This window comes from Rhodococcus sp. MALMAid1271 (assembly GCF_049195265.1).
GTDB lineage: Bacteria > Actinomycetota > Actinomycetes > Mycobacteriales > Mycobacteriaceae > Rhodococcoides.
Window position 1 is genome coordinate 1 of sequence record NZ_JBMIRQ010000119.1, and the last position, 26,653, is coordinate 26,653.

The window sequence follows — 26,653 nt, forward strand, 5'->3', positions numbered from 1 at the left end:
GCAGCAAGAACATTTTCGTCGGAAGTCACGGCAGCGAGCTCGGAGACCAACTCCTGGTCCGCGAGCTCGAACACATCCCCCCATGCCTTCACACCGCACAAGCTATACCCACCCACCGACACATTCCGGCGGTGCTGGTCAGCGCTTCCATCGAATACGGATGGGCCCCTTCGCGGTGGAGGGGTCGACGACGGATCCCTTCTGGGTGATCTCGACTTCACCTGCGTCGACCATGCGGCGCGCAGCGCGGCGGACCGGCTCCATCAACTCCCGCCACCCGTCGTCGGACAAAGCTCGGGCAACGTCGGAGGGGCAGATCGTCGCATCGCGGGATCGGGCGTCGAGCAAAGATCTGATTTTGTCTTCCAACTCCGTGTCGGTGCCGCTCACCTTGTGCCGACGGCATGCGTCGCTGCAGTATCTGACGTCATCCCAGTTCTTCTCCCACTTCTTGCGCCATTCGATCTTCCGCCCGCACGATGCACAGACCTTGTCCGCGGGGTGCGCGGCGGTGGTGCGACGGGAATGGGCCATGCTTCGACAGTAACCTTCTCGCATGGCGATTCGACCCATCCTCATTGCCGGCGATCCCAGGTTGGCGACCGTCGCTGCTCCCGTCACCGAGTTCGATGAAGAACTGGCGAAGTTCGTCGAGGACCTGTTCGAGACCAACACAGCAGCGCACGGAGCAGGCCTTGCCGCGAACCAGGTCGGCGACCCGCGCGCGGTCTTCGTCTACGACCTGCGCGACCGAGGTGTCCGTCATCGCGGGCACGTGGTGAATCCTGCGCTCGAGACGTCGGAGATTCCGGAGACGATGCCCGACCCCGAGGACAGTGAGGGATGTCTGTCGGTTCCGGGGGAGCGGTATCCGACCGGGCGCGCGGACTGGGCACGGGTCACCGGCGTCGATGTGGAGGGCAATTCGGTGTCCGTCGAGGGCACCGGCTATCTGGCTCGGTGTCTGCAGCACGAGTGCGACCATCTGGCCGGTCACCTGTATCTCGATCGTCTGATCGGCCGCAATCAGCGAGCTGCGAAGAAGATGATCAAAGCCAGGGGGTGGACGGGGCCGGGGAACAGTTGGCTACCCGGATCCGACTCCAACCCGTTCGGTTGGTGAGCGATTCGGCTCCGTCGCCGTCAGAACGGGTTGTAGACGAAGAGCGTCCGGTAGTCCCACTCCGAGGACCCGGTTGGGATCCGTATCTGGGTCAAGCCGCGACCGTTCTGGGTGCACCAGGTACGCGCGTGGAATGACGAGCAGTCGATCTGCTGGCTGGTGCCGAACGGACTGATGATCAATGACCTGTCGCTCGCGCTGCTGTACGCCGCGGGATCGAAGGCGCTCACGAAGTGATCGGTCCAGTCCTGCGGCCCGAACGGGTTGTCCTCGGGTGCAGCCGACGCCGTAGGAGCCAAGAGCAATGCGCCGCCGATTGTCAGTGCCGCTGTGGCGAGAATCTTCTTCAGCATGGTGGCTCCGTTCGTTTCGAGCACGAATACTCGGTCCGCACTGGATCGACTGCAAGCGCCCGCGCGTTACGGACCGCCTCCGCCGCGGAACACGGCACACTGGCAACCATGACAGCAATCGAAGCTCCCCTCGTCGCTCAGCGGCTCGGCCGTCGCCTCTCCGCCTGGGGCGCCGGAAGTGTGCTCGCCGGAACGGTGTTGGCGTCGTGCGACTCGTCGCCGGCGCGTCGAGCGTTCGGTCTGCAGACGGCCGGGTGGGGCGCGATCGATCTGGCGATCGCGGGTGTAGGTGCGCTGAGTTCGAAGCCTCCGACGGCAGCGAGCTTGCGCCGGCTGCTGTGGATCAATGCCGGTCTCGACGTCCTCTACATTGCGGCCGGTGCACATGTCGCCGTCCGGAAGCCAAGGTTCGGTGGCAGGATCACCGCTGACCAGGCGCTGGGCCACGGCGCGGCCGTTGTCGTGCAGGGGGCTGCGCTCCTTGGGCTGGACACCACGCATGCCCGGATGATCGGCGGCTAATCACACGAGTGTCATTCTCGCCGTTGGCAATTTGTCAAGCACCGACACGCCTCATTTGTTGCGCGACAGGTCGATTTACGTAACACTCGTCCCATCAGTCACATCAGTATCGTGGGTCACACGGGAAACGGTGGGTTCGTCCATGCGTGTACGTAGTCGGCAGATCGCTGCCGGGGCTGTACTGGCACTGGCGGTGAGCGGGCTCAGCGCTCTGACCGCGCCGACTGTCTCGGCGGAACCGTGTGGCGGTCTCGGCGGACCGGGCTCGTCGCCCCTGTTCGGATCGTCCGGCAGCGCAGGGATGTCGGGTAAGAACCCGCAGGGCCCGCAGGGGCCACTGCCACGGATCACCGGCAACACCCAGAGCATCGCCTGGGTCACCGGCCCGCTCAGCGTGAACAACACCTACAACGATCTGGCGATCTCCGGCACCGATCTCGGCATCACCTGGGACAACGGGTCCGGTCAGATCTTGATGGCGTTCGGTGACACGTTCGGCGATTGCTCCTCCGGCAACGCACAGTGGCGCAGCAACGCACTCTTCCGGTCGGACAAGGCCTCGACGAACCTGGCGCAGGGCATCGAGATCGGTCCTGCCGATCCCGCCTCCACCACCTCCGGTGCTGTGGTCAGGGCGAACAACCCACGCTATGCCGCCGAGATCATCTCGAGTGCAAAGCTTCCGAGCGTCGAGGACACGACGATTCCCACCGCCGCCATCGCGATCGGCGGAACCCAATACATCAACTACATGTCGGTACAGAGTTGGGGAACGCCCGGAAACTGGATCACCAACTACTCCGCGACCGCCAAATCCACGGACAACGGCCAGAATTGGACGACGGACCCCAAGACCATCCGCGTCAACAAGGGTGTCACCATCCCCGGCTTCGTCAACGTCCACGAAAGTCAGGGAAAGTTTCAGCAGAGTGCGTACGTACTCGGCCGAGATGGCAGGTACCTCTACCAGTTCGGTACTCCCAACGGACGATTCGGTGATGCGTTCGTCTCCCGGGTGGCACCGTCGGCGATCGAGGATCTCACCCAATACGAGTACTCGACGCAGGATCCGGATCCGGCAAAGCAGTGGTCGACGAACATCGGCGACACCGTCGCTGTCGTCAAGGGGCCGGTCAGCGAGATGTCGGTGGCGTGGAACGACTACCTGGGTCGTTACGTGATGATGTACGGCGACGAGCGCTCGCGCACGTTGGTCGCACGTACTGCCGAGAATCCAGAGGGGCCGTGGAGCGCACCGAAGACCATCCTCGACGCCAATCAGACGGCCGGCGGCATCTACGCACCGTTCATTCATCCGATGTCGAGCGGAAAAGACCTGTACTTCACCGCTTCTCGGTGGTCGGACTACAACGTGCTGCTGCTGAAGACGAACCTCGACGCGTTGAAGTGAGCTCCGCAGATCGCGCGATGGCTGCGTTCAGGTAGTTCTCGACGTCCAGATCTATGGGTGCGCAGTGCAATCCGCGCCGAATCGTCGCGAGATATCTGCTCGACGGTTCGCCGGGTTCCCGCTGGATCGAACTGGTCAGCGTGAAGGCCGGCACTGCGTCGATGTCCGGAAGTCGCAGTAGTGCATCGTATTTCCCGCGGAAGCTCTCGCCCTTGCGATCCACTGTGAGGTGCAACCACTGCCCGATTGCGAGAGTCGGCGGCACTGTCACATCGATGGACTCGACGACGTTCTCGACGGCGGCCAGATGGGAGAACTGGACCCGATCGATCAGATAACCGTGCGCCAGAGACCTGTTCGCAGAATCGGACGTCAACGACACGAAGGCCGGTGAACCGGCCCAGCGCCGCGAGACGCCAGCGAAGTACAGCGGGTGATCGATCCACAGCCAACGCTCGTCCGCCGGCATTGCCGCTGAGGGTGCCGGTGGGTGCGCACCGAACTCGGAGTTCTCGTCGGAACCTGTCAGGTACGCAAGAAATCTCTCGCGCAGCAGATTCGACCCGTACGAGAAGTACCAGACTTGCTCCGTCATTCGGTCTCGAACAGTTGCCGGTACGCCTCGGCGAGCAGATCGGCAGCGAGATCGTTGTTGTGTGTCGCCGCGGCCGTCGACCGCCCGGAGCGCATCAGCCGGGCATTGAGGCCGTAGGCGAGGTCGTCGAAGGTGTCGTCGTCGATCCCCAAGTCGACGTCCACGTCTTCCTCGAGCAGCGCCCCGAGGTCGATCGACCAGGACCACACCCTCTCTTCCCGATATGGTCCGCGTCCTGCGCTCACGGTCTCGTTGGAGACCTCCAGCTGTTCGTCCGTTCGGTCGCGCGGAACGTTCGTGTTGATCCGTAGGTCGAGTTCGATCGCATCGTCGTCGTGCATGATCTCGTCGACCCGAAGCGTCTCGAAACCACCGCAGGTCAGCGTCACCAAGCGCCGGGTCCCCGGGGTTTCGGGCTGATCGGACAGTTCGGTCTGATCGGACAGTGCCGTCACCTGCCACAGGTATTTCGCCGTGTTGGCGGGGTCGGGGATCGAGGAGTTGATGTAGTCGGCGACGATGCTGCGGATGGCTGGGTAGGCGATGTGGTCGGACAGTTCCCAGAACTGTCGGCGACGCTGCCCGACGGCCGCGTCCTGGAGCGTCGCGCGCTTGGCTCGTTCCTTCGGGAGTGCGGATTTCGCCCCCGGCGCATCAGCGACCGTTGCGGACGTCGAGGGGCGTGGACGGAGCGGAGCCAGTTTCGAGACGATGGCCGTCAGTGTCGACAGATCCTCGACGGTACCCGGAGCGAAGTCGATGGCCTCGATGTCGGGCCAGATGTGCAGGTCGGCACTGAATTGTGCGGCGACGGAATCGGAGTATCCGACGGAGGCCTCGTTGTTCGCGAAGTGCAGTACGTACAGGCCGGACCGGTGCTCTTCGGCGGCGAAGATCGTGGATATGGATCCGGCGTCGGTGACGTCGAACCGCTCGAAGGTGAACCCGTCGGGAGTGGAGGCTGTCGTCATGGTCGTGAATCTACCGAGGTGAGTACGCTGCGCCTATTCTTGCGTCGTGTCCGCATTGTCGGGTATTCGTTCCTCGGGCAGACGAGTTAGGTGAACCTTGGGTTTCGGCCGTTCAGAGTCGTTCTGCCGCCCGGGGTTCCGGGTTGTGCGACGTCGCGGTGTCAGTTTCGGCAACGTGAACAAACGACGAATCGGCTTTGCTATCTTGTGGAATGTCTGTTTCCACCGCTAATGAAACAAACACGAAACACGCGGTGTGAAAGATACCGAGAGTGGTGCCAGCGGGCACGGCTGTGGTGCTCGATGGAAGGTGGTTGCGTGTGGGCGGTTATCTTGCGCGGAGGTTGCTCAACTACGTCGTACTGCTGCTCATCGCGACGTTTCTGACCTATCTCCTGGCGTCGCTCACCTTCGATCCACTGTCCAATCTGCTCAGCCGTAATCCACCCCCATCGGACGCGGTTCTCGCCGCCAAGCGTGCGGCCCTGCATCTCGACGACAACCCGGTATTGCGCTACCTGAAGTGGCTGTGGGCGGTGCTGCACGGTGATTTCGGCCAGACGATCGCTGCTGGTTCGGTCAACGACGAGCTGTGGCGTCGCATTCTCGTCTCGCTACGGTTGGTGGTGCTCGGTACGGTCCTCGGCGCGGTGCTGGGGACGCTCGTGGGTGCGTACGGTGCCGTTCGGCAGTACAAGATCTTCGACCATGTCGCCACTGTCGTGACGTTCATCCTCATCAGCACACCGATCCTCGTCCTTGCTCCGGTACTCAAATACCTGGCCGTGCAGGTCAATCAGAGCACCGGCAGTCAGTTCTTCCAGTACACCGGCGAGACGTCCACAACGCTCGCGCCAGGTCTGATGAACGAGATCGTCGATCGAGCGCAGCACCTGTTGCTGCCGACCATCGTGCTGATGTTGTTCACGATCGGCGGTTACAGCCGCTACATGCGCAGCTCCATGTTGGACGAGCTGAACATGGACTACATCCGCACCGCTCGCGGAAAAGGTCTCACCCGTGGCCGTGCGATCTTCAAGCACGGCTTCCGTACTGCGCTGATCCCGATGGCGACGTTGTTCGCCTTCGGTATGGGCGCGGTGATCACCGGCGCGACGTTCACCGAGCGCGTGTTCGGGTGGTACGGCATGGGTGACTGGTTGATCTACGGCATCACCAGCCAGGACATCAACATCACGCTCGCAGTGTCGTTGTTCACCGCGCTCTCGGTCCTCGTTTCCGGGATGTTGACCGACATACTCACGGCCGCATTGGATCCGCGCGTTCGCTACGCGGACTGAATCCACCACTTCGACGAAGGAAAGGATCTTCCGATGGCGACACCTGTGGTTCCCGATATCGCTGCGGTGGAAGGCCCGACTGCAACGTCGGCGCCGATCACCCGACGGCGATTGGTATTGCGCCGGTTCCTGCGCAACAGGGCGGCTCTGGTCGGCGTGGTGGTGTTGATCGCGATGTTCGTGGGGGCGTTCGTGCTTCCGCATTTCATCCCCTACTCCTACGAGGAGCTCGACGCATACGCACTGAACTCGCCGCCGACGACGCGGCACTGGTTCGGCACCAACCAGATCGGCCAGGACGTTCTGGCTCAGACATTGCGTGGTCTGCAGAAGTCGTTGATCATCGGCATGCTTGTCGCTGTCATCTCCACGGTGCTCGCCGGTGTCGTCGGCGCGGTCGCCGGATACTTCGGCGGTTGGCCTGATCGGGTGCTGATGTGGGTGGCCGATGTTCTGCTCGTCGTACCCAGCTTTCTGGTCATCGCCATCTGCTCGCCGCTGTTTCGCGGTAAGAGCTTCTTCATTCTGGTCCTGCTGCTCGCGGCCTTCGCGTGGATGATCACCTCCCGCATCATCCGGGCGATGACGAGGTCCCTTCGTGAGCGCGAATTCATCCGTGCTGCAAAGTACATGGGCGCGACACCCGGCAGCGTCATCGGCAAGCACGTGATGCCGTCGATGGCCTCGATTCTGATCGTCGACGTGACGCTCAACGTGGGTATCGCCATCATCGGTGAGGCGTCCCTGAGTTACTTCGGTTTTGGCGTCCAGCGACCCGACGTCTCGCTCGGGACATTGATTGCCGACGGAACCTCGTCCGCGTTGACCTATCCGTGGCTGTTCGCGTTCTGTTGTGGCGCATTGGTTTTGATCGTGCTGGCGACCAACTTCGTCGGCGACGGCCTGCGCGATGCATTCGATCCGAACTCTACGAGGGGACAGGCACGTGGCTGAGGCGGTGCCGGTGTTGAAGGTCAGCGGACTCGAGGTCAGCTTCCCCAGTGAGGAAGGACGCATCACGGCGGTCCGTGGCCTGGACTACCAGGTCGACAAGGGCGAGGTGATGGCCATCGTCGGTGAGTCCGGTTCGGGCAAGTCGGTCTCGTCTCTCGCCGTCATGGGGCTGCTTCCGGAGACCGCGCGGGTCACCGGGTCCATCGAGCTGAACGGCCGTCAACTGCTCGGACTCTCCGATCGCGAGATGTCCCGGGAACGTGGGCGTTCGGTGGCGATGATCTCGCAGGATCCGTTGACCGCGCTGACACCCATCTACCGCATCGGCGATCAGATAGCCGAGGCGATCTCGGTGCACAATCGTTCGTTGACCAAGGCGAAGGTCCACGAACGCACCCTCGAGTTGCTCGATCTGGTCGGCATCTCCGACCCGGCGACCCGGGCGCGGTCATATCCGCACGAGTTCTCCGGCGGCATGCGTCAACGCGTCGTCATCGCAATGGCCATTGCCAACGACCCGGACCTCATCATCGCCGACGAGCCGACGACAGCTCTGGACGTGACGATTCAGGCCCAGATCCTCGATCTTCTCCGTACCGCTCGCGATGTGACCGGGGCCGGCGTCGTGTTCATCACGCACGACCTGGGAGTCGTTGCCGGCGTTGCTGATCGAGCGATGGTGATGTATGCCGGTCGCGCAGTCGAGACCGCGCCGGTGGACCGGTTGTACGAGCATCCGTCGATGCCGTACACCGTCGGCTTGCTCGGGTCCGTCCCGCGCCCGGATCGTCCGGCGCAGGAACGGCTCGTCCCGATCGAGGGAACTCCGCCTGCCCTGGTGAACCTCCCGACGGGCTGCCCGTTCGGGCCTCGATGCCCGTTGCACATCGACGCCTGTGATGCGGGGGAGCCACCGTTGGTCGAGGTCGCGCCGAACCACAGAGCTGCGTGCATTCGCGTCGATGCGGCCACGGCAGAGTCGGTGGAGGAGGAGTTCGAGGGGTCTGAGGGGTCTGCTCCGGCAGAACAGGCGGCGACGGTATCGAAGGACGCCCCGGTGCTGTCGGTGAAAGGTCTGCACAAGAGTTACCCGATGTTCAAAGGATCGGTGTTGCGCCGCCGAGCCGGCGAAGTCGCTGCGGTACAGGGGATCAGCTTCGACGTCCACGCCGGGTCCACATTGGCGATCGTCGGTGAGTCCGGCTGCGGAAAGTCGACGACGCTGCTCGAGATCATGGAATTCGTGAAACCGCAGCAGGGTTCGATCGAGATCAACGGCGTCGAGCCCTACAGTCTGAGCCGCAGCGACCAACGAAAACTGCGGGCGCACATTCAGATCGTGTTCCAGGACCCGATGGGCTCGCTCGATCCGCGTATGCCGGTGGGCGAGATCATCGCCGAGCCGCTCAAGATCAACGGCGTCGGAGTCGACGAGCGCACCCGCCGCGTGCGCGAACTCATGGACATCGTCGGGATGCGTCCTGAACTCGCGGACCGGTATCCCACTCAGTTCTCCGGCGGCCAGCGTCAACGCGTCGGCATAGCACGAGCTTTGGCGCTGGAGCCGTCGATCCTGGTGCTCGACGAGCCGGTATCGGCGCTGGATGTGTCGATCCAGGCGGGCGTGCTGAACCTGCTGCAGGATCTGCAGGACGAGTTGGGGCTGGCGTATCTGTTCGTCTCCCACGATCTGTCGGTGGTGCGGCATCTCGCCGACGAGGTCGCGGTGATGCGCAACGGCGCGTTCGTGGAGAAAGGCCCGACGGCGCAGGTCTTCGACGCGCCGAAGCACCCGTATACGCGGGCTCTGCTCAAAGCCATCCCCATTCCCGATCCGGTGCTCCAACGCGCCCGAATCGCCGAGGCCGCGAAACTGGCCGACGCGATCTGACCCTGCAGGTTACGTGCACACTGAGAAAGGTGAACTGATGAGAGTCAAGCTATTTCGGGCACTGGTCCCGATCGCGATGGCCGTGACCACCGTGGGTCTGGTGGCGGGGTGCAGCTCCGGCGACTCCGGGCCCAACCCCGACGCGCCTGCGTCTTTCGACAGCGGCGAGCAGATCAACCCGCATCCCATCAGCGATCTGCAGCAGGGCGGGAACATGAACTTCCCGCTCTCGCAGGTCGTCGCCAACTACAACTACTACCAAATAGACGGGACCAACGTCGGTACGGCGAGAATTTACGCGGCACTGATGCCGACGGCGTTCAAGGCCGCCGCCGACGCGAGCCTGACGGTGGCGTCGGACTTCTTCACCGATATCACCGAGGCGGAGGTCGACGGCAAGCAGGTCATCACCTACGACATCAACCCGAAGGCCAAGTGGAGCAACGGCCGACCGCTCGATTACACCGATCTGGTGGCTCAGTGGACGGCCAACAATGGCAAGGACCCGGCCTACGAGGCCTCGTCCACGGCAGGTTACGACAAGGTCGAGTCTGTGGTCCGCGGTGACAACGATCAGCAGGTGATCGTCACGTTCGCCGAGAAGTTCGGTGACTGGCGTTCGCTGTTCACGCCGCTGATGCCGGCGGAGTCCATGAACAGCGTGGAGGCGTTCAACACCGGTTTCGTCACGTCCATGCCGCCCACTGCGGGCCCGTTCCGGATCAGGACCATCGAACCCGGTGGCAAGCGCATCGTCGCCGAGCGAAACCCGGACTGGTGGGGTGAGAATCTCGCGGTGCTCGACACCATCACGTATCTGCCGCTCGATTCGACCGCAGCCATCGGCGCGCTGCAGAGCGGCGAGATCGATTACTACGAATTGGGCAGCAATGCAGACGCGTTCAAGGTTGCGCGCGGCATCCCGAACGTCGACCTGCGGCAGAGCCTCGGGTCGCAATACCGCCACTTCGACTTCAACGGGGCACCCGGTCGCATCACCTCGGACAAGGCCGTTCGGGTCGCCTTGATGAAAGCGATCGATCGTGACTACCTGGCTACCTCGCAGCTCGGCCAGATCACCTCGAACCCAGCGGTGCTGAACAATCACATCTTCGTCGACGGGCAGAAGGGCTACCAGGCCAACAACGGCGACATCACCTTCGACCCGGAGAAGGCGAAGTCCGAGCTCGACGCAGCAGGCTGGACGATGAACGGGGAGTTCCGTTCCAAGGACGGCCAACAGCTCGATCTGCACGACATCATTCCTGCCGATACACCCAATGCGACGCAGGAAGCGCAGATCATTCAGCAGAACCTCAAGGCTGTCGGTGCCAATCTGATCATCGACGCCGTGCCTGCGGACGACTTCTTCGAGAAGTACATCCTGGTCGGTGCTTTCGACGTCACTCACTTCACCTGGGAGGGAACGCCGTTCACCTCCAGCAGTGACGGTATCTTCCGGCTGACACCTGGGAGCACGCTGCAGAACTACGGGCAGATCGGGTCCGAGGAGATCAATGGTTTGCTCGATACCGCTGCGGCCGAACTCGACGACGATGCGCGTATCGCCGACTACAACGAGGCGGACAAGGCGATCTGGGCCGAGGGCCACAGCTTGACACTGTTCCAGCGTCCGTTCACCTACGCGACGAAGTCGAATCTCGCGAACTTCGGCGCTCCAGGATTCGGCGATCTCGATATGTCGAAGGTCGGGTTCCTGAAATAAGAAGCGGGCTGGCATATCCGGTCGGTGCCGCGGCAATCACTGTGATTGTCGCGGCATCGACCGTTGTCGTCATCGCGCCGTTGAGTGTGTTCGTTGTGCTCGTCGTTCTGGTCCGGACGGGTTGGTCGGTGGCGTGCGCGCTGCTGGCCGGGCGGTTCATGGTCAGCTCGACCACCGTACGGCGGGTGCGGTTTCAACACCGTATGCGCTCTCGCGGCTACCTCGAGGTCCGCGAGAACGGTTCGCGGGCGTGGTATCCCGTCTACTTCCACACCGGCCTGTTGGCGATCGTCCCCGATGCACATGCCCGCATGAGTAGGTCGATCCTCGGGCGTCGTGCGTTCATGATCGAGCCCGGGATTCTCGCGGTTCCGTCGGGTCCTCGCCGGGCGTCGCTCCCTCTCGGCGCTCCGCTCGACGCCCCGCGATTGAACGAGTCCGATTTGCGTACCCGCAGTGACCGGTTCGGTTCGCTGCGCCGCCGAGTCGTGCTCGACGCCCCCGCCGCGGTGGCGGGACCGTTCATCGGCTTGTTGTGGCTCGTCGTCGACGGCGGCGGTTTCGCCGAGTTCTCGGCAGTTTCCGTGCTGGCTGCTGTTACTGCGATCTGGTGGTCGGCGATCGGTGGCAGCGACCCGAGCTGAGCTGCGCTGCTGAGCAATTCGTCCGACGCATGATCGTAACTGCCGAGAAACACACCTCCTCTACGTTCGGGATTCGGACAATTCAGGAGGCATCATGGCGAAGTCGATGGCGGAGCATGCAGCGGAGACGATCACCAAGGGGATCGGTCGTCGAGGATTCATCCAGGCTGTGGCGGCCCTCGGCGCGGGAGTCGGAATTGCCGGTACGGCAGCATGTTCGACCTCCTCATCGAGTACGGCCGCGTCGAGTTCGTCCGCACCGACAGCTACCGGCATCTTGCAGCCCGGCGCGGGAGATATCTCCGGCGACCACTACCTGAGCTCGGAGGTCGACCAGGTGCTGTGGGGGTATGTGCCGACGGTCGAGTCTCAATCGGTAATGCAGATGAAGTCCGGCGAGACGGTGACCATCGACGCGCTCAGCCACGAGGGAATTCTCGAAGACCAGGGCCGTGATCCGGTCGAGTTCTTCGGCAGCAAGGGCGTGTCGGAATCCGATGTGCTGCGCGATGCCATCGACATCGCAGGCGGATACGACCGGACCGTCCGTAACTTCGACGTGGATGGCCCGCACGTGGTGACGGGGCCGGTATTCGTCGAGGGTGCGCAGCGCGGCGACGTGCTGAAGATCGAGACGCTCGAAGCGATACCGCGCGTGCCGTACGGAGTGGTGTCGAGTAGACACGGCAAGGGTGCTCTCGCGGTGACGGCGTCGGGTGAAGCGCCCGCGGGCATCGACCTGTCCGAGGTGATGCCGCCGATCGGGAGCGATGGCAGAAAGTCCGGTGACCCGACGCAATACGGCAATGTCTCCACGTTCACCGCAGTCGAGGACGGGCAGGGTGTGATGCAGTACGGGGATGCAGCCGTACGTTTTCCGCTCCGTCCGTTCATGGGCATGATGGGTGTAGCGTTCGCGGACGAACCGGGCCTGACGTCACCGAACGCCAACTCGGTTCCGCCGACCCTCGGCGGCGGCAATATCGACATCGGACTGTTGGGTGTCGGCTCCACCTTCTACCTCCCGGTGTTCGCAGAGGGTGCGTTGTTCTACGTCGGTGATCCGCACATGGCCATGGGCGACGGCGAGGTAGCGCTCACCGCGATGGAGGGCTCGTTGCGCGGCACCTTCCGTCTCACGGTCTGCAAGGCCGGCAGTGGTGATGCCCCGTCCGTGGCCTATTCGTATCCCTTCGCCGAGAACGCGGATTCCTGGATCCCGATCGGCTTGTCGGATCCGGACGGTGCCGTCGACGGTCAGAGTTCGGACCTGAACGCGGCCATGCGACGTGCCGTGGTCAACGCGCTCGACTTCCTCGAGAACGATCTCGGAATGGACCGTGCGACGGCGTACGCCTACCTCTCCGCCGCCGCGAACTTCAGTGTCTCGCAGGTGGTCGACAAGACAGTCGGCGTGCACGCCCAGATATCGAAGACGCATTTCGATCGGTAGTTCACCCCGCTCTCGGTGGGCAACGGTAGTGACGTACCGAGGCTTGCTCGGGCGATCTCGATCGTCTACCCCGCGCGGTCGGTGAGCCAGCCGATGATGTCGGCGGTGACCTCGTCGCGGTTGGTCTCGTTGAGGATCTCGTGGCGGGCACCGGGGTAGAGGGTGACGGTCACATCGCTCATGCCGGCCTCGCGGTACCGGGACGCGAGGGTTTCGATCAACTGTCCGCCGCCCGCGAGCGGGTCGTCGGTTCCCGAGGTGATCAGCAACGGGAGGTCGGAACGGATCTGCTCGAGATTGTGCGGATCGGCAAGCTTGTCGGCCTCGCCGAACAGCGCAGGAACCGTCGACTCGGGGAGGTCGAACCCGCACAGTGGATCTGCGACATACGCGTCGACCTCGTCCTCGTCGCGCGAGAGCCACTCGTATCCGGTGCGGTGCTCGAAGGCGGCATTGAACACGCTCAGATCTCCCGCGGGGGCGTCGGCCATTCCCGCGGCGAGGACACTGAGTGTGGTCGAACCCGAGAGCACCACGCCCTCGTACAGGTCCGATCGTTCGATCAGAACATGCTGCGCGGCAAACGATCCCATCGAATGTGCAAACAAGAACAACGGTAGATCCGGGTACTCGTCGAGCAGCGATTCCCCGAGCTGCTCGATGTCGGCCCACAATCCGGCAAAGTCCGCGGCACCGAAGTCGCCCGGAGTCTGGACGATCGACTGGCCGTGGCCGCGGTGATCGGACGCGACGGCATGGAACCCCGCGTCGTTCAATGCGGCGGCGAATCGGGCGTACCGGCTGCCGTGCTCGGCGAGTCCGTGCGCGATCTGCACGACGCCCCGGACCGGGTCGGCGGACGTCGCCCACGTGTAGGTACTGATCTCGATGTCGTCCTGCTTGGATACGAACGACGATGCGTTGGCCACGGGTGACTCCTCGAAACGGCGATGGGAACGAGACTCGAACCTATCTCCTACGCGTCCTCTATCGGGTCGAAATGCGAGACGACGGGGAACGGCTCGCAGAAATGATGCAACACAGACTTCCACTCCCGGTACGCGTCGGACTGCCTGAAGCCCTCTGTGTGGTCTTCGAGGCGCTCCCACTCCACCAAGAGAAGATAAGTACTCGGCTGTTCGATGCCACGCGAGAGGGTCAGGTTCACGAACCCCGGCATCGAGGAGATGATCGATTCAGCGTTGGCGAAGGCGGCTTCGAACTCGTCGGTTCGGTGGGGAATGACCTGCAGTAGGGCGTGTTCGACTATCACCGGAACAGTATGACAACAAGCCCCCTACAGCTCCTCGGACACCATGCCCGGGGAGCTGTAGGGAGAGGTGGTTACTTCGCGGAGACTCGCACCAGTTTCTTGTTCACGAACTCGTCCATGCCCCACGGTCCCAGCTCACGCCCGACGCCGGAGCGCTTGACGCCTCCGAAGGGCAGGCCGGGCAGCGTGGTGCCATGCTCGTTGACGAAGGCCATGCCCACCTCGAGCTGCTCTGCCACGTCACGGGCCTTGTCGAGGTCGGCGCTCCACACCGAGCCGCTCAGGCCGTACGGGGAGGAATTGGCCAATTCGATTGCCTGCTGCGGGCTTTCGACCTTGTAGATCACGCCGGCCGGCCCGAACAGCTCTTCGCTGTACGCCCGCATGTCCGGGGTGACATCCGTCAGCAGCGTCGGTTGCACGTAGGCACCCGGTCCGTCGATCTTCTTGCCACCGGTCAGCACTGTTGCGCCCTTGGCGACGGCGTCGTCGATCTGCTCGATCAGCGTATCGGCGGCGGTCTGGGAAGACAGTGGGCCGAGGGTGGTTTTGGCGTCCAACGGATCGCCTGTCTGCACGGCCTCGAACGAGGCGGTGAGTTTGGTGACGAACTCGTCGTAGATGTCCTCGGCGACGAGGATGCGCTTGGCGGCGTTACAGGCTTGACCTGCGTTGGAGAGCCGCGCTCGGGTCGCGGATTCGACGGTGGCGTCCATGTCGTCGGAGTCGAGCAGGATGAACACGTCCGATCCGCCGAGTTCGAGGACCACCTTCTTGAGATTGCGTCCGGCGGTCTCGGCGACGGAGGTCCCGGCCCGCTCGCTGCCGGTGAGCGAGACGCCTTGAACGCGTGGGTCGGCGATCATGTCCGCGATCTGCTCGTTGGTGGCGAAGATGTTGATGTACGCGTCCTGGGGGAGTCCGGCTTGCTGGAAGATCTCCTCCATCAGCAGAGCCGACTGCGGGCAATTGGGTGCGTGCTTGAGCAGGATGGTGTTGCCCACCATCAGGTTCGGGCCGGCGAACCGGGCCACCTGGTAGTACGGAAAGTTCCACGGCATGACGCCGACCAGTGCGCCCACCGGCTTACGCTGCAGCACAGACTCTTCCGCGCCTGGGACGTCGAGCTTCTCGTCTTCGAGCAGCGTGGGTCCGTTGTCGGCGTAGTAGCGGTAGATGCTCGAAGACAGCTCCACCTCGCCCTGGGACTCGGTGAGTGGCTTACCCATTTCGAGGGAGATGCTTCGGGCCAATTCGTCCGACCGCTCGGTGTAGAGGTCGGCTACTTTGTGCAGGATCTCGGCGCGGTGCTCGGGGGAGGTCTTGCGCCAGGTCTGAAATCCGGCGTGTGCGTCGGTCAGCGCGCGCTCGACTCCGGCTGCGTCGAGGGTCTCGAATTCCTTGACAGTTGTGCCGTCGGCAGGATTGACAGTTTTGTAGGTTGTCATGCTCGGTTCAACGGTCGGGGAGGGGGTTGTTGTTCCGATTCGGGCAAATCGGATGCTCCGACGGTGGTCAGGAGAGCGGCAGTCGCAGGTAGCGAAATCCTTTGAGCGCCCTACTGGTCGGTAACTTGGGCGCGGTGAAGGAGTGATACCCCACTGGCACGCACAGCGCAGGGTTCAAAGATTAAAGTCGAGGATGGACGCATCCAAAAGACGACGTTGAAACTGAGGCAAAGGCGAAACATGACAGCGAAGAAGCCGACCATCATCTACACCCTGACCGACGAGGCGCCCATGCTGGCGACTCACGCGTTTCTGCCGGTCATACGTTCTTTCGCCAGCGCGGCCGAGATCAGCGTCGAGTCGAGTGACATCTCCGTTGCGAACCGCATCCTCGCCGAGTTCCCGGATTACCTCACCGAAGACCAGCGGGTGACGGACAACCTCGCGGAGCTGGGCAAGCTGACGCAGCAGCCGGAGACCAACATCATCAAGCTGCCGAACATCAGCGCTTCGGTTCCGCAGTTGCTCGCGGCCATCAAGGAACTGCAGGACAAGGGCTACGCGATTCCCGACTTCCCCGGCAACCCGAAGACCGACGAGGAACGCGAGATCCGCGAGCGATACACCAAGTGCCTTGGCAGCGCGGTCAATCCTGTTCTGCGTGAGGGGAACTCGGACCGTCGCGCGCCCAAGGCGGTCAAGGAATTCGCGCGCAAGCACCCGCACAGCATGGGTGAGTGGTCTCCCGCGTCGCGTACCCACGTCGCGCACATGCGCCACGGCGACTTCTATCACGGCGAGAAGTCGATGACCGTCGAAGGCGACCGCGAAATCAAGATGGAGCTGCTCACCGAGGGTGGCGAGACCATCGTCCTCAAGGAGAAGGTGACGCTCACCGACGGCGACGTCATCGACAGCATGTTCATGAGCAAGAAGGCGCTCATCGAGTTCTACGAAGAGCAGATGGAGGACGCCTACAAGACGGGCATCATGTTCTCCCTGCACGTCAAAGCCACGATGATGCGAGTATCGCACCCCATCGTCTTCGGTCACGCCGTCAAGGTCTTCTACAAGGATGCGTTCGCCAAGCATGGCGACCTGTTCGAGGAGCTGGGCGTCAACGTCAACAACGGGCTGTCGGATCTGTACAGCAAGATCGAGACCCTCCCCAGCGCACAGCGGGAAGAGATCATCGACGACCTGCACAAGTGCCACGAGACTCGTCCGGAGCTCGCGATGGTCGACTCGGCGCGCGGCATCTCGAACTTCCACTCGCCCAGTGACGTCATCGTCGACGCGTCGATGCCTGCGATGATTCGCAGCGGCGGCAAGATGTGGGGCGCGGACGGCCGGCCGAAGGACACCAAGGCAGTCAGTCCCGAGTCGACGTTCTTCCGCATCTACCAGGAAATGATCAACTTCTGTAAGACCAACGGCCAGTTCGATCCGACCACGATGGGCACCGTGCCCAACGTCGGGCTGATGGCGCAGAAGGCCGAGGAGTACGGCTCGCACGACAAGACCTTCGAGGTTCCCGCAGGCGGCGTCGCGAACATCACCGACCTGGCGACGGGCGAGGTTCTGCTGACGCAGGACGTCGAAGAGGGCGATATCTGGCGTCTGTGCATCGTCAAGGATGCGCCGATCCGCGACTGGGTTGCGCTGGCTGTGCGACGCACCCGTGAGTCCGGAATGCCGGTCGTCTTCTGGCTGGACCCGTACCGCCCGCACGAGAACGAGCTGATCGGCAAGGTACGCAAGTACCTGAAGGATCACGACACCGAGGGCCTCGACATCCAGATCATGTCGCAGGTGCGTGCCATCCGATACACGATGGAACGCCTCATTCGCGGACTCGACACCATCTCCGCGACCGGCAACATCCTGCGTGACTACCTCACCGACCTGTTCCCGATTCTCGAACTCGGCACCAGCGCCAAGATGCTGTCCATCGTTCCGCTGATGGCAGGCGGTGGACTCTACGAGACCGGCGCGGGTGGCTCGGCCCCCAAGCACGTCAAGCAGCTCATCGAAGAGAACCACCTCCGCTGGGATTCGCTGGGCGAGTTCCTGGCCCTCGCAGTCAGCCTCGAGGACTTGGGAACCAAGACCGGCGACGCCAAGGCGACCATCCTCGCCACCGCACTCGATTCGGCCACCGGCAAGCTGCTCGAGAACAGCAAAGGCCCGTCGCGCTCGACCGGTGAGCTCGACAACCGCGGCAGCCAGTTCTACCTCGCTCTCTACTGGGCGAAGGAACTCGCCGAGCAGACCGAGGACGCCGAGCTGGCCGAGCACTTCGCAGCACTCGCGAAGACGCTGTCGGAGAACGAAGAGAAGATCGTCGCGGAGATGAACGAGGTCCAAGGCAACCCCGTCGACATCGGTGGCTACTACTACCCGGACTACGACGCCACCGCCGCGGTGATGCGTCCGTCCAAGACCTTCAACGAGGCTCTGGAGTCGGCGAAGCAGTAGTTTTCTCTGGCTCACCCCCCACGGGATGAATGGTCCATTCACGCGCCCAGACGCTGTGAATGGACCATTCACTCATATTGGGGTGCAACACTTTTCGGGTTCACCGACCGCCCCGGTCGGGGTCAGTGTGACATTCACGCGCTCACACGTATGTGAATGGTCCATTCATCCTTTCGGGGGCGGCACAAGGATGTCGAGGAAGGCCGAACAACTAGCGCTCTGGCGTCGCCCGGGCAATTGCACGACCGAGATGGTGCGGTGGATCGTCGGCTCTATCGGCAGATATACCAGGTTCGCGAACGACATCATCGGCACCACCAATTCCGGGACGACGGTGATGCCGAGTCCCGCCGCGGTCAGGCCCGCCACGGCGGCTACGTTGTGCGCCTGAACCGACGGTCCGACATCGACTCCCGCGTTTTCCAGTGCCAGTCGCACGTGCGACGCGATGCTCGATTCAGGGCCGAATGCGATGAAGGGCTCGTCGGCGAGGTCGGACCACCCCAGGCTCTTGCGCTGTGCCAGAGCGTGATTCGACGGTAGCGCGCAGACGAACGCATCGGCGCTGACTGTCGTGCGCATCAGGTCGTTCGCTCGACCCGAGGCTGCCACCACTGCGAAATCCACGGAGCCGTCGCGGACGGACGCCACCACGTCGTCGCGCAGACCGTCCTTGATGTGTACCGAGACGTCGGGATGGCTGTTGCGGAAGTTCACGATGTACTGCGGGAGGAAGGTCGCCGCGATCGACGGCAGGCATGCGATCGTGACGGTTCCTCGGTCGCCCGAAACGAAGCGTCCGATCTGCTCGAGGCCGTCATCGAACTCGAGCAATACCCGACGGGCATAGGCCGTCACTTCGTGTCCATCGCCGGTGAGGTCGACGCTGCGGGTGGTGCGCACGAACAGTCGCACGCCTAGACGGCGCTCGGCCTCGGCGACGGTACGGCTCAGGTTCGGTTGGGAGACCTGCAGCCACGCGGCCGCCGCGGTGAAGCTCGCATGATCGGCCAGTGCGACGACGGCTCGTAGATGTGCAATCCCCAGATTTATGCCCACGGTGCATGAATCTATGCCCAACTGATGTTGGACTGCGTAAGTGATCTGCACGACACTCGTCGTATTCGATGAAGGAGATCACATGCTGTCACTACTCGGCTTCGGGACGATTGCCATCATCCTGCTGCTGTTGTTCACCCAACGCGTCGCGGCCATCGTTGCGCTTGCGGGTGTCCCACTCGCCGCAGCGTTCCTGGCCGGCAACTCGCCGTCCGAGGTGGCAGGGTTCGTCAAAGACGGGCTCGGCGGAGTGGTGGGTGTCGCGGCGATGTTCCTGTTCGCGATCGTGTTCTTCGGAATCATGCGCGACGCGGGTCTGTTCGATCCCATCATCGCCCGCATCGTGCGCTGGGCGGGTAGCGCCCCGCCGACAGTGGCAGTCGCGACCACTGCCCTCGCCGTGGTGGCTCACCTCGACGGTGCCGGCGCTACAACGTTCCTGATCGCCGTTCCCGCGATGCTGCCGATCTACGAACGCCTCGGTATGAGCAGGCTCGTTCTGGCCACCTGCGTCGGTCTCGGTGCCGGCGCGATGAACATGGTCCCCTGGGGCGGTCCGACTGCTCGCGCTGCAGCAACTCTGGGTGTCGACGCCAACGAACTGTGGGTCCCGTTGATTCCTGCTCAGATCGCCGGGGTCGTGTTGGCACTGGGCGTTGCCTATTACCTGGGTCGGCGTGAGCGGACGCGTCTGGCCAAGGTGGCCGCGGGCGATGCATCGGCCGTCGTGGAGGAGTCGACGGCGCGAGTCGCCGAACGCATGTCCGTGGGATCCGGGGCTACCGGATCCGCAGCCGGTGACGCGAACGAGGAGCCCGGCAGCCCGTCGACCGGCGGCGACGATGCGGACGGTCCGGCAACCGCGTCGAGTGACCGAGCACTGCTGCGGCCGAAGCTGTTCTGGGTCAACGCCTTCCTGGTCATCGCGACGTTGGCTGCGTTGATCGCAGCCATCGCCCCTCCTGAAACGTGCTTCATCATCGCCGCTATCGTCGCGCTCCTCGTCAACTACCGGGGAATGAAGGCCCAGTCCGCCCGCATCGAGGCCCACGCCGTCGGCGCGATGCTGATGGTCGGCACGTTGTTGGCTGCCGGGGTGCTACTCGGTGTGCTCGACGGAAGCGGCATGATCGAGTCGATGGCGGTCAGTGCGGCGAATGCCATTCCGGACGCTATGGCCCCCGCCTTACCGCTCATCGTCGGCGTGTTCGCCGTCCCGATGAGCCTGATCTTCGGGCCCGACGCGTACTACTTCGGCGTGCTGCCGGTCCTCATCGAGGTGGGTGACCAACTCGGCGTCAGCGCACTCGATCTGGCGCAAGCCTCGATCATCGGTGAGGAAACGGTCGGATTCCCGATCAGCCCGATGACCGGCGCGTTCTACCTTCTGGTGGGTCTCGCGAAAGTCGACATCGGTAAGCACATTCGGCACACGCTGGGGTGGGCGTGGTTGATCAGTCTCGGCATGCTCGGCGTTGCCATGGCCACCGGCGCTATCCCGCTGTGGTCGTCATGAGTCGCGACGGAACGATCCGGCTCGGGGCCGGAGCAGGTTTCGCCGGCGACCGCATCGACCCCGCTCAGATCTTGGCCGAACGAGGTGAGCTCGACTATCTCATCTTCGAGTGCCTCGGGGAGCGGACGGTCGCGACAGGGCAGGCACGCAAATTGCTCGATCCCACGGCGGGCTACGACCCTCTGTTGGCAGCGCGGATGCGTGCAGTTCTCGGGGCGACGACGGAGCAGGGCATCACCGTCGTCACCAACTCCGGAGCCGCGAATCCTGTTGCGGCAGCGGCGGTCGTCGCGCAGGTCGCGGAGCAGGTGTGCTCGCGTTCGGTGCGCATCGCTGCCGTCACCGGCGACGACGTGCTGGATGCGGTGCGCCGGATCGACCCGGTGGTGTGGGAGACCGGCCGCCCGCTGTCGGAGCATTCCGAGGAACTGGTGTCGGCCAATGCGTACATCGGGGCCGATGCGGTCTTGCCGGCTCTCGACGTCGGTGCCGACGTGATCGTCACCGGTCGACTTGCCGATCCGGCGCTGTACCTCGCGCCGCTGATGCACGAATTCGGTTGGGCCGGGCAGGATTGGGAGACACTCGGTGCGGGGACGGCCGTCGGACATCTACTCGAGTGCGCGGGCCAACTGACCGGTGGCTACTTCGCTGACCCGGTCACCAAGCCGGTGCGGGGTCTGGCCAATCTGGGCTTCCCGTTCGGGGACGTACGGGCCGACGGCACAGCCGAATTCGGCAAAGTCGAAGGCACCGGCGGGGAGCTGTCACGGCGGACATGCGCCGAGCAGTTGCTCTACGAGGTCGGCGATCCAGCCAGGTACTTGACACCGGACGTGACGGCCGACTTCACCGGAGTCTCGTTCGAGACCATCGGACCCGACCGGGTGGCGGTGTCCGGGGCGACGGGCAGCACACGGCCGGAGGAGCTGAAAGTGACCCTCGGATTCCGCGGCGGTTGGCTCGGTGAGGGGCAGATCAGCTATGCCGGGCCACGCGCCCTGCAACGCGCGCAGCTGGCCGGAGAGATCGTGCAGCAACGACTGTGGGAGGTACACGGAATTCCGGCGGAGAACGTAGGCGTCGAGTACATCGGCGCGGGCGCTGCATTCCGCGGACTCTCGGCCCCGACCGAGGCCCCCGAGGTGCGACTGCGTGTGACTGCGAAGGTGCCCGACGCGGAGACCGCAGCACTCGTGGGGTGGGAAGTCGAAAGCCTCTACACCAACGGTCCGGCCGGCGGAGGTGGAGCACGAAGCAGTAGCACCGAGGTGCTCGCGATCAGATCGTGTCTGATTCCACGTGCACAGGTGACGAGCGCCGTACACACCACGGAGGTGACGGTATGAGGACTGTCGACGATCTCGCCGACGTGCGAACCGGGGACAAGGGCCACACTCTCATTCTCGCGGTGTTCCCGCGAACCGACGAGGACTACGAGTTACTTTCTCGCACAATGACCGTCGATGCCGTTGCCGCGCATTTCGCACCGTTGGTCACCGGAGACGTACGCCGCACCGACATGCCGTTGGTCTCCGGGTTGGTGTTCGAGTTACCCGGCGTGCTCGGCGGGGGAGTGACAGGCAGCCCTGTTCTCGACGGACATGGCAAGTGCCTGAGCTACCACCTGCTGAGTATGGCTGTGCCCGAATCCCTTTGAACCTGCCAACCGACACTCGCGGCTCAGCCGCCCGATGGATGGAGATCGATATCCGTATCACCCGCGTACCCCTGGCCCTGACTCTTGCCGTCGTGCTCGTCGGACAGGCAGCAGGTACTGCTGCGGCGGCACCTCGCGAAGTACCGACAGACCCGTTCTTCACCTACGGGCGTACGGCCGAATACACGGTCACCTCGGAGCGCATGAAGGTTCCGATGCGCGACGGCGCCACGCTGTCGTGCGACGTGAACCGGCCGGGTGATGACGGCAATGTCCCAGTTGCGGAGAGGTTTCCGACTGTCCTCTACAACTTCAACGCCTACGACGTTCTCGATCGGTTGGCGGTGGAATCGGCGTACCTGGTCGAACGTGGGTACAACGTCTTGTTGTGCAACGTCCGGGGATCCGGCGATTCCCCAGGCGTACTGGATCCGTTCGGACCACAGGAACAGCAGGACAACTACGATCTTGTCGAATGGGCTGCAGCGCAACCGTGGTCGACGGACAAGGTCGGACAATCCGGTGTCAGCTACGGCGGTCATACGTCGATGCTCGCTGCGGCCAACAATCCACCGTATTTGGCTGCGGTGATTCCGGTCGATGCATTCAGTGACTGGTACGAGAACACCATCTACCGAGGCGGAATTCGATCCGACACCATCCGCACGTGGCAAGCGAGCACAGCCCCGGCCACCGAGGGGCCGTACGACGAGCATCCGCTGTACGACGAGTACTGGATCGACCGCAGCGTCAAGGCGAAGTGGCAGAACATCGACGTCCCGATGTTGCAGGTCGGGGGATGGTACGACCGCTACCGAGATCCGATGATGCAGAACTACTCCGCACATCCGGATCTGACGTGGGTCGTTGCCGGGCCGTGGGAACACGGGATGCCGGCGGGCCAGAAAGCCGACATCGGTACCGGGGCGTACCTCGCATGGTGGGACAGGTGGCTTCGTGAGGACGACTCTGCACCTCTGCCTGCCCAGCGGATCAATTCCTACGAGATCTCCTCGGTGCCCGTCGAACGTGGCTGGCAGGAGTTCGGGCAATGGCCGCCCGCCGAATCCACCGAGCTGACGCTTGCGATGGGAACCGATGGTGGTCTGAGCCCGGTGTCGACAGAGCAGGGCAGTCGCGCATACACGGTGCCGACGGACCACACCGACGCTGCCGAAGCCGCGGTGGTCTTCTCGACCACTCCGCTACCCGCTGATGTGGTGATCGCAGGGTCTCCGACGGCGAAGGTCTCCGCGACCTTCACCGCGTCCGACGGCAATCTCGCTGTCATTGTCGACGACGTCGCGCCGGACGGCACCGTGGAGCGAATTACTCAGGGCTGGCTCAAGGCAAGCCATCGCAACGGATCTGCTGCGCCCGAGCCCGTGATACCCGGGCAGGAGTACGAATTGGACGTACGTGCGTGGCCGACGCACTTCCGATTGCCTGCCGGGCATCGGCTGCAAGTGCAGGTTCGCAGTGACGACTACCCCGATATCACCGACGATGCCCCGGCAGGGGACGTCATGGTCCGAACCGGAGTCGGAGGTTCGACGCTGACCGTGCCAGTTCTGCCCGGCGCTATCCTGCGCTGATGGACGGAGTTGTATCCGGCTGCACCGGCAATGTCACCGGGTACAACTGAAATGTTCCGCTCATTCCCTTGAGTTCGACGTCCCGTGGCGCACCAAGAGTCAGATCGTGCGCCGAATCGATGGCGTTGCGCACCGGCTCGCTGACCAGGATCTCGCCTCCGTCGGCCTGTCCCGCGACGCGTGCCGCCATGGCGACGTTGAGGCCGAACAGGTCGTCGCCTCGGCGCACCGAGTTACCGACGTGGATGCCCATACGCACGCGGATGCGGTCCCACCGATCGGGGTTCTCCAGCAGCGCTTCCTGCACTTTCACCCCGCAGCGCACGGCCTGCGCTGGGTCGGAGAAGGCGATCATGTATCCGTCACCCTGACTCTTGACCACGTGCCCGCCGTGATCCGCCACGTGCTTGCAGATCAGTTTGTTGTGCTTCTCGAGCAGTTTCACCCAGCCTCGGTCGCCCAGTTCCTCGTTGCGTGCGGTGGATCCTTCGATGTCGGAGAACATCACCACGATGTCGCCGTCGGCGGTCATGCGTGCCAGATCGGGGCGTTCCACCTTCGCCCAGCCGGCGAGATCCTCGACCGAGTTGCGGACCGTTGCGCCGAAGCCCTTGTTGATGAGCAAGTCGGTGGTGTGGAAGGCGGTTCTGATAGCAAAGGGAACCAGGCCGCGACGCTTCCGACGTTGCTGCGATTCGAGTGCGCGGTCGAGTGCGCGGCGCGTGTGCTTCAGCTTGCGACGCGACACGATCAAGACCACACCGAGCGCGATGATGGCCGCGAGCTCTATTCCGGCAACTATCCACAGGATCACGTCGTTCATCTTTGCCTGTCGACGGCGCCAACGGTCGCACAACCGACCGCGAACTGTTGTCGATATGCGGTCGGTGTTACCGCAAACGACGCACGAAAGTTCTGACGCAAAGTGACAGCGCTGCCGAATCCGCACAGGGCAGCTATGTTCTCGATGCTGCGATCAGTCGTTTCGAGCAGGCTGCGAGCTTCCTCGAGGCGTTTGTCCAGCACCCAGCGGGCAGGTGTGGACCCCGTCTCGAGCTGGAACCGACGGATGAAACTGCGACGGCTCATGCGCGCATGTTCGGCCAGCCTTTCGATGGGTAGCGGCTCGTCCAGTCGTTCGAGTGCCCAGCTCTGTGCGTCGGCGATCGCAGTGTCTCCCGATGCCTCGCTGACCGGCCGTTCGATGTACTGGGCCTGGCCGCCGTCGCGATGTGGTGCGACCACCAGACTGCGCGCCACCCGCGTCGCGGCGGCCGACCCGAGGTGCTTGCGCACGATGTGCAGGCAGGAATCGATGGACGACGCAGTTCCCGCGGACGTCATCACGTCACCGTGGTCGATGTACAGCACCGACTCGTCGACGCCGGCCGGTGCATTTCGCTCGCGTAGTTCGGTCATCTTGGTCCAGTGCGTGACGGCCGGTCGGCCCGCGAGCAAGCCGGAGTCTGCGATGGCGAACGAGCCGAGGCACAGCCCTGCGATTTCCGCGCCACGTCGATGCGCTCCTCGGAGCGCAGACGTGAGCTCGTCTCCAATGCGGGGCAGCGACTCCGGCCAGGAGGTCACGATGACGATATCGGCCCAGTCGACGGTATCGGGTCCTGCGATCCCGCTCATCGGGTAACCCTCTTCGGTGCGAACTGACCCGGGGTGATCGGACCACACACGCGTCTCCCAGTCCGGTGCGAGCTCGAGGCGTGTCACCTCGCCGAACACCATCAGTGGCGCGGCCAGGTGGAACATGGTGATGCCGTCGAATGCGTAGAGCGCTATCCGCATGGCGTCTCCGATCTCGATGATTGGCGCAAATCAATCGAAAGTATGCATCTGTGCCACTCGTGGACGCAAGGCCGGTGCTGAAGGATGAGACATGACCGATAGCACCAGCCGAGGGAGAACGACATGACCGCACCGCGCAGAGCCTTGATCGTCATCGATGTCCAGCAGGAGTACTTCGAGGGAGTGCTGCAGATTCAGTACCCGCCGCGCGACGAGTCGTTGGCCAATATCGTCCGCGCTATGGAAGCCGCTGCGGCGCAGGATCTTCCCGTAGCGATCGTGCAGCACGAGATGCCCGAGGGGTCCCCGGCCTTCGTCAAGGGCACCCCGACCTACGAGCTGCATCCCGACATTCAGGCCGTCGTGCAGCCGTCGTTCGAGCGGGTCGAGAAGCAATACAGCAGTGTTTTCGCTGGTACCGGTGTTGCGAAGTGGTTGCAGTCCAACAACATCGACACAGTCACGATCGTCGGCTACATGACCAACAACTGTGACCTCGCCTCCAGCGCCGATGCCGAAGCGCTTGACCTGAAGGTCGAGATCCTGTCCGACGCCACCGGAGCGATCAACCTCTCCAACGAAGCAGGCACCGTCTCGGCCGAACAACTGCACAAAGCATTGATGGTGCTTTACCAGTCGAACTTCGCGGCGGTGGCTTCCACCGACCAGTGGGTCGACGCCGTCAAGAACGGAAACGAGCTCACAGCAGGCAATTTGGTGGTCTCGGCAGCTCAGGGCAACGACGCGGTGGTCTGACGCCCGGTACGCTGGCGGCGGTGACCGCACGGGCAGTGACCGACAACACGCTCGGTGCGTGGGTGATCAATGGCAATCCGCACAAGACCGATCTCGCACCTATGGTGGACGCCGGCCGTGCGAG

General features: G+C 63.5%; 25 protein-coding genes and 1 pseudogene. 15 read left to right on the forward strand and 11 right to left on the reverse strand.

Going from position 1 to position 26,653, the window contains the following annotated elements:
• Window positions 1-138: 138 nt before the first annotated feature.
• Together ACOQFP_RS22535 and ACOQFP_RS22540 are read right to left on the reverse strand one after the other, a co-directional pair.
• Complete coding sequence (locus ACOQFP_RS22535) at window positions 139-390, reverse strand: DUF3253 domain-containing protein (protein WP_307830943.1); 252 nt, start codon at window positions 388-390, stop codon at window positions 139-141.
• A 15-nt stretch (window positions 391-405) separates the two neighbouring features.
• Window positions 406-579, reverse strand: a pseudogene (locus tag ACOQFP_RS22540) (DUF2256 domain-containing protein); the annotation flags it as partial.
• Here ACOQFP_RS22540 and ACOQFP_RS22545 point away from each other — a divergent pair.
• Entirely contained in the window at window positions 557-1,123 is a 567-nt protein-coding gene (locus ACOQFP_RS22545) for a peptide deformylase (protein WP_421585583.1), read from the forward strand. The pseudogene ACOQFP_RS22540 and the gene ACOQFP_RS22545 overlap by 23 nt on opposite strands.
• Before the next feature lie 20 nt (window positions 1,124-1,143).
• Here ACOQFP_RS22545 and ACOQFP_RS22550 read toward each other — a convergent pair whose 3' ends face one another.
• The gene (locus ACOQFP_RS22550; protein ID WP_421585584.1) at window positions 1,144-1,476 is read right to left on the reverse strand and encodes a hypothetical protein; all 333 of its coding nucleotides are present in this window, start codon (window positions 1,474-1,476) and stop codon (window positions 1,144-1,146) included.
• Window positions 1,477-1,584: 108 nt separating this feature from the next.
• On the opposite strand from ACOQFP_RS22550, the gene ACOQFP_RS22555 reads away from it, so the two are divergent.
• Both ACOQFP_RS22555 and ACOQFP_RS22560 read left to right on the forward strand, forming a co-directional pair.
• Window positions 1,585-1,998, forward strand: a complete 414-nt coding sequence (locus tag ACOQFP_RS22555) for a DUF6992 family protein (protein WP_421585585.1) — start codon at window positions 1,585-1,587, stop codon at window positions 1,996-1,998.
• Between the two features lie 142 nt (window positions 1,999-2,140).
• On the forward strand, window positions 2,141-3,409 hold the full coding sequence (locus ACOQFP_RS22560) for a DUF4185 domain-containing protein (RefSeq protein WP_421585586.1): 1,269 nt from the start codon (window positions 2,141-2,143) through the stop codon (window positions 3,407-3,409).
• Here the strand turns inward: ACOQFP_RS22560 and ACOQFP_RS22565 are convergent.
• Together ACOQFP_RS22565 and ACOQFP_RS22570 are read right to left on the reverse strand one after the other, a co-directional pair.
• Window positions 3,342-4,004, reverse strand: coding sequence for a hypothetical protein (locus ACOQFP_RS22565; RefSeq protein WP_206492879.1), 663 nt, complete (start codon window positions 4,002-4,004; stop codon window positions 3,342-3,344). The genes ACOQFP_RS22560 and ACOQFP_RS22565 overlap by 68 nt on opposite strands.
• On the reverse strand, window positions 4,001-4,975 hold the full coding sequence (locus ACOQFP_RS22570; protein WP_421585587.1) for a hypothetical protein: 975 nt from the start codon (window positions 4,973-4,975) through the stop codon (window positions 4,001-4,003). The genes ACOQFP_RS22565 and ACOQFP_RS22570 overlap by 4 nt, the downstream gene beginning before the upstream one ends.
• Before the next feature lie 320 nt (window positions 4,976-5,295).
• On the opposite strand from ACOQFP_RS22570, the gene ACOQFP_RS22575 reads away from it, so the two are divergent.
• The 6 genes from ACOQFP_RS22575 (at window position 5,296) to ACOQFP_RS22600 (ending at window position 12,944) form a co-directional block, all read left to right on the forward strand.
• Entirely contained in the window at window positions 5,296-6,276 is a 981-nt protein-coding gene (locus ACOQFP_RS22575) for an ABC transporter permease (RefSeq protein ID WP_421585588.1), read from the forward strand.
• A 33-nt stretch (window positions 6,277-6,309) separates the two neighbouring features.
• Complete coding sequence (locus ACOQFP_RS22580) at window positions 6,310-7,230, forward strand: ABC transporter permease (RefSeq protein WP_206492876.1); 921 nt, start codon at window positions 6,310-6,312, stop codon at window positions 7,228-7,230.
• Window positions 7,187-9,121 carry a dipeptide ABC transporter ATP-binding protein gene (locus tag ACOQFP_RS22585; protein ID WP_421585589.1) on the forward strand — a complete coding sequence of 645 codons (1,935 nt, stop codon included), beginning with the start codon at window positions 7,187-7,189 and terminating at the stop codon, window positions 9,119-9,121. The genes ACOQFP_RS22580 and ACOQFP_RS22585 overlap by 44 nt, the downstream gene beginning before the upstream one ends.
• Window positions 9,122-9,158: 37 nt before the next feature.
• Window positions 9,159-10,847 carry an ABC transporter family substrate-binding protein gene (locus ACOQFP_RS22590; RefSeq protein ID WP_421585590.1) on the forward strand — a complete coding sequence of 563 codons (1,689 nt, stop codon included), beginning with the start codon at window positions 9,159-9,161 and terminating at the stop codon, window positions 10,845-10,847.
• Between the two features lie 41 nt (window positions 10,848-10,888).
• Window positions 10,889-11,491 (forward strand): hypothetical protein, encoded by a 603-nt coding sequence (locus ACOQFP_RS22595; protein ID WP_421585591.1) that lies wholly within the window; start codon window positions 10,889-10,891, stop codon window positions 11,489-11,491.
• Window positions 11,492-11,585: 94 nt separating this feature from the next.
• Window positions 11,586-12,944: an acetamidase/formamidase family protein gene (locus tag ACOQFP_RS22600; RefSeq protein ID WP_421585592.1), complete on the forward strand. Its 1,359-nt coding sequence runs from the start codon at window positions 11,586-11,588 to the stop codon at window positions 12,942-12,944.
• 65 nt (window positions 12,945-13,009) lie between these two features.
• On the opposite strand, the gene ACOQFP_RS22605 is transcribed toward ACOQFP_RS22600, so the two are convergent.
• From ACOQFP_RS22605 to ACOQFP_RS22615, 3 genes are all read right to left on the reverse strand, one after another.
• A complete protein-coding gene (locus tag ACOQFP_RS22605) occupies window positions 13,010-13,873 on the reverse strand; it encodes an alpha/beta hydrolase (protein ID WP_307830938.1) in 864 nt (287 codons plus the stop codon).
• 47 nt (window positions 13,874-13,920) lie between these two features.
• Entirely contained in the window at window positions 13,921-14,217 is a 297-nt protein-coding gene (locus ACOQFP_RS22610) for an antibiotic biosynthesis monooxygenase family protein (protein WP_421585593.1), read from the reverse strand.
• A gap of 71 nt (window positions 14,218-14,288) precedes the next feature.
• On the reverse strand, window positions 14,289-15,665 hold the full coding sequence (locus tag ACOQFP_RS22615; RefSeq protein ID WP_341244818.1) for an NAD-dependent succinate-semialdehyde dehydrogenase: 1,377 nt from the start codon (window positions 15,663-15,665) through the stop codon (window positions 14,289-14,291).
• 240 nt (window positions 15,666-15,905) lie between these two features.
• On the opposite strand from ACOQFP_RS22615, the gene ACOQFP_RS22620 reads away from it, so the two are divergent.
• The gene (locus tag ACOQFP_RS22620; protein WP_421585594.1) at window positions 15,906-18,143 is read left to right on the forward strand and encodes an NADP-dependent isocitrate dehydrogenase; all 2,238 of its coding nucleotides are present in this window, start codon (window positions 15,906-15,908) and stop codon (window positions 18,141-18,143) included.
• A gap of 165 nt (window positions 18,144-18,308) precedes the next feature.
• On the opposite strand, the gene ACOQFP_RS22625 is transcribed toward ACOQFP_RS22620, so the two are convergent.
• Window positions 18,309-19,202, reverse strand: coding sequence for a LysR substrate-binding domain-containing protein (locus ACOQFP_RS22625; RefSeq protein ID WP_421585595.1), 894 nt, complete (start codon window positions 19,200-19,202; stop codon window positions 18,309-18,311).
• A gap of 82 nt (window positions 19,203-19,284) precedes the next feature.
• On the opposite strand from ACOQFP_RS22625, the gene ACOQFP_RS22630 reads away from it, so the two are divergent.
• From ACOQFP_RS22630 to ACOQFP_RS22645, 4 genes are read left to right on the forward strand one after another with little or no spacing between them, the layout of a single operon-like run.
• A complete protein-coding gene (locus tag ACOQFP_RS22630; protein ID WP_421585596.1) occupies window positions 19,285-20,718 on the forward strand; it encodes a CitMHS family transporter in 1,434 nt (477 codons plus the stop codon).
• Window positions 20,715-22,067, forward strand: a complete 1,353-nt coding sequence (locus ACOQFP_RS22635; protein WP_421585597.1) for an acyclic terpene utilization AtuA family protein — start codon at window positions 20,715-20,717, stop codon at window positions 22,065-22,067. Before ACOQFP_RS22630 ends, ACOQFP_RS22635 begins: the two co-directional genes overlap by 4 nt.
• Window positions 22,064-22,378: an AtuA-related protein gene (locus ACOQFP_RS22640; RefSeq protein WP_206492575.1), complete on the forward strand. Its 315-nt coding sequence runs from the start codon at window positions 22,064-22,066 to the stop codon at window positions 22,376-22,378. Before ACOQFP_RS22635 ends, ACOQFP_RS22640 begins: the two co-directional genes overlap by 4 nt.
• Before the next feature lie 38 nt (window positions 22,379-22,416).
• On the forward strand, window positions 22,417-23,973 hold the full coding sequence (locus ACOQFP_RS22645) for a CocE/NonD family hydrolase (protein WP_421585598.1): 1,557 nt from the start codon (window positions 22,417-22,419) through the stop codon (window positions 23,971-23,973).
• Here ACOQFP_RS22645 and ACOQFP_RS22650 read toward each other — a convergent pair.
• The gene (locus ACOQFP_RS22650) at window positions 23,960-24,796 is read right to left on the reverse strand and encodes an adenylate/guanylate cyclase domain-containing protein (protein ID WP_421585599.1); all 837 of its coding nucleotides are present in this window, start codon (window positions 24,794-24,796) and stop codon (window positions 23,960-23,962) included. The genes ACOQFP_RS22645 and ACOQFP_RS22650 overlap by 14 nt on opposite strands.
• Window positions 24,793-25,773 carry a GlxA family transcriptional regulator gene (locus tag ACOQFP_RS22655; protein ID WP_421585600.1) on the reverse strand — a complete coding sequence of 327 codons (981 nt, stop codon included), beginning with the start codon at window positions 25,771-25,773 and terminating at the stop codon, window positions 24,793-24,795. The genes ACOQFP_RS22650 and ACOQFP_RS22655 overlap by 4 nt, the downstream gene beginning before the upstream one ends.
• A gap of 123 nt (window positions 25,774-25,896) precedes the next feature.
• Here ACOQFP_RS22655 and ACOQFP_RS22660 point away from each other — a divergent pair, with 123 nt between their 5' ends.
• Window positions 25,897-26,529 (forward strand): isochorismatase family protein, encoded by a 633-nt coding sequence (locus ACOQFP_RS22660; protein ID WP_421585601.1) that lies wholly within the window; start codon window positions 25,897-25,899, stop codon window positions 26,527-26,529.
• Window positions 26,530-26,653 lie beyond the last annotated feature (124 nt).

What these genes read in the sequence shown, in the direction of transcription:
- ACOQFP_RS22630 (WP_421585596.1), top strand. Translation starts at nt 19,285, where the DNA reads ATGCTGTCACTACTCGGCTTCGGGACGATTGCCATCATCCTGCTGCTG.
- ACOQFP_RS22550 (WP_421585584.1), bottom strand. Translation starts at nt 1,476, where the DNA reads ATGCTGAAGAAGATTCTCGCCACAGCGGCACTGACAATCGGCGGCGCA.
- ACOQFP_RS22570 (WP_421585587.1), bottom strand. Translation starts at nt 4,975, where the DNA reads ATGACGACAGCCTCCACTCCCGACGGGTTCACCTTCGAGCGGTTCGAC.
- ACOQFP_RS22660 (WP_421585601.1), top strand. Translation starts at nt 25,897, where the DNA reads ATGACCGCACCGCGCAGAGCCTTGATCGTCATCGATGTCCAGCAGGAG.
- ACOQFP_RS22560 (WP_421585586.1), top strand. Translation starts at nt 2,141, where the DNA reads ATGCGTGTACGTAGTCGGCAGATCGCTGCCGGGGCTGTACTGGCACTG.
- ACOQFP_RS22615 (WP_341244818.1), bottom strand. Translation starts at nt 15,665, where the DNA reads ATGACAACCTACAAAACTGTCAATCCTGCCGACGGCACAACTGTCAAG.
- ACOQFP_RS22620 (WP_421585594.1), top strand. Translation starts at nt 15,906, where the DNA reads ATGACAGCGAAGAAGCCGACCATCATCTACACCCTGACCGACGAGGCG.
- ACOQFP_RS22645 (WP_421585598.1), top strand. Translation starts at nt 22,417, where the DNA reads ATGGAGATCGATATCCGTATCACCCGCGTACCCCTGGCCCTGACTCTT.
- ACOQFP_RS22590 (WP_421585590.1), top strand. Translation starts at nt 9,159, where the DNA reads ATGAGAGTCAAGCTATTTCGGGCACTGGTCCCGATCGCGATGGCCGTG.
- ACOQFP_RS22635 (WP_421585597.1), top strand. Translation starts at nt 20,715, where the DNA reads ATGAGTCGCGACGGAACGATCCGGCTCGGGGCCGGAGCAGGTTTCGCC.
- ACOQFP_RS22565 (WP_206492879.1), bottom strand. Translation starts at nt 4,004, where the DNA reads ATGACGGAGCAAGTCTGGTACTTCTCGTACGGGTCGAATCTGCTGCGC.
- ACOQFP_RS22600 (WP_421585592.1), top strand. Translation starts at nt 11,586, where the DNA reads ATGGCGAAGTCGATGGCGGAGCATGCAGCGGAGACGATCACCAAGGGG.
- ACOQFP_RS22580 (WP_206492876.1), top strand. Translation starts at nt 6,310, where the DNA reads ATGGCGACACCTGTGGTTCCCGATATCGCTGCGGTGGAAGGCCCGACT.
- ACOQFP_RS22650 (WP_421585599.1), bottom strand. Translation starts at nt 24,796, where the DNA reads ATGAACGACGTGATCCTGTGGATAGTTGCCGGAATAGAGCTCGCGGCC.
- ACOQFP_RS22555 (WP_421585585.1), top strand. Translation starts at nt 1,585, where the DNA reads ATGACAGCAATCGAAGCTCCCCTCGTCGCTCAGCGGCTCGGCCGTCGC.
- ACOQFP_RS22545 (WP_421585583.1), top strand. Translation starts at nt 557, where the DNA reads ATGGCGATTCGACCCATCCTCATTGCCGGCGATCCCAGGTTGGCGACC.
- ACOQFP_RS22655 (WP_421585600.1), bottom strand. Translation starts at nt 25,773, where the DNA reads ATGCGGATAGCGCTCTACGCATTCGACGGCATCACCATGTTCCACCTG.
- ACOQFP_RS22585 (WP_421585589.1), top strand. Translation starts at nt 7,187, where the DNA reads ATGCATTCGATCCGAACTCTACGAGGGGACAGGCACGTGGCTGAGGCG.
- ACOQFP_RS22640 (WP_206492575.1), top strand. Translation starts at nt 22,064, where the DNA reads ATGAGGACTGTCGACGATCTCGCCGACGTGCGAACCGGGGACAAGGGC.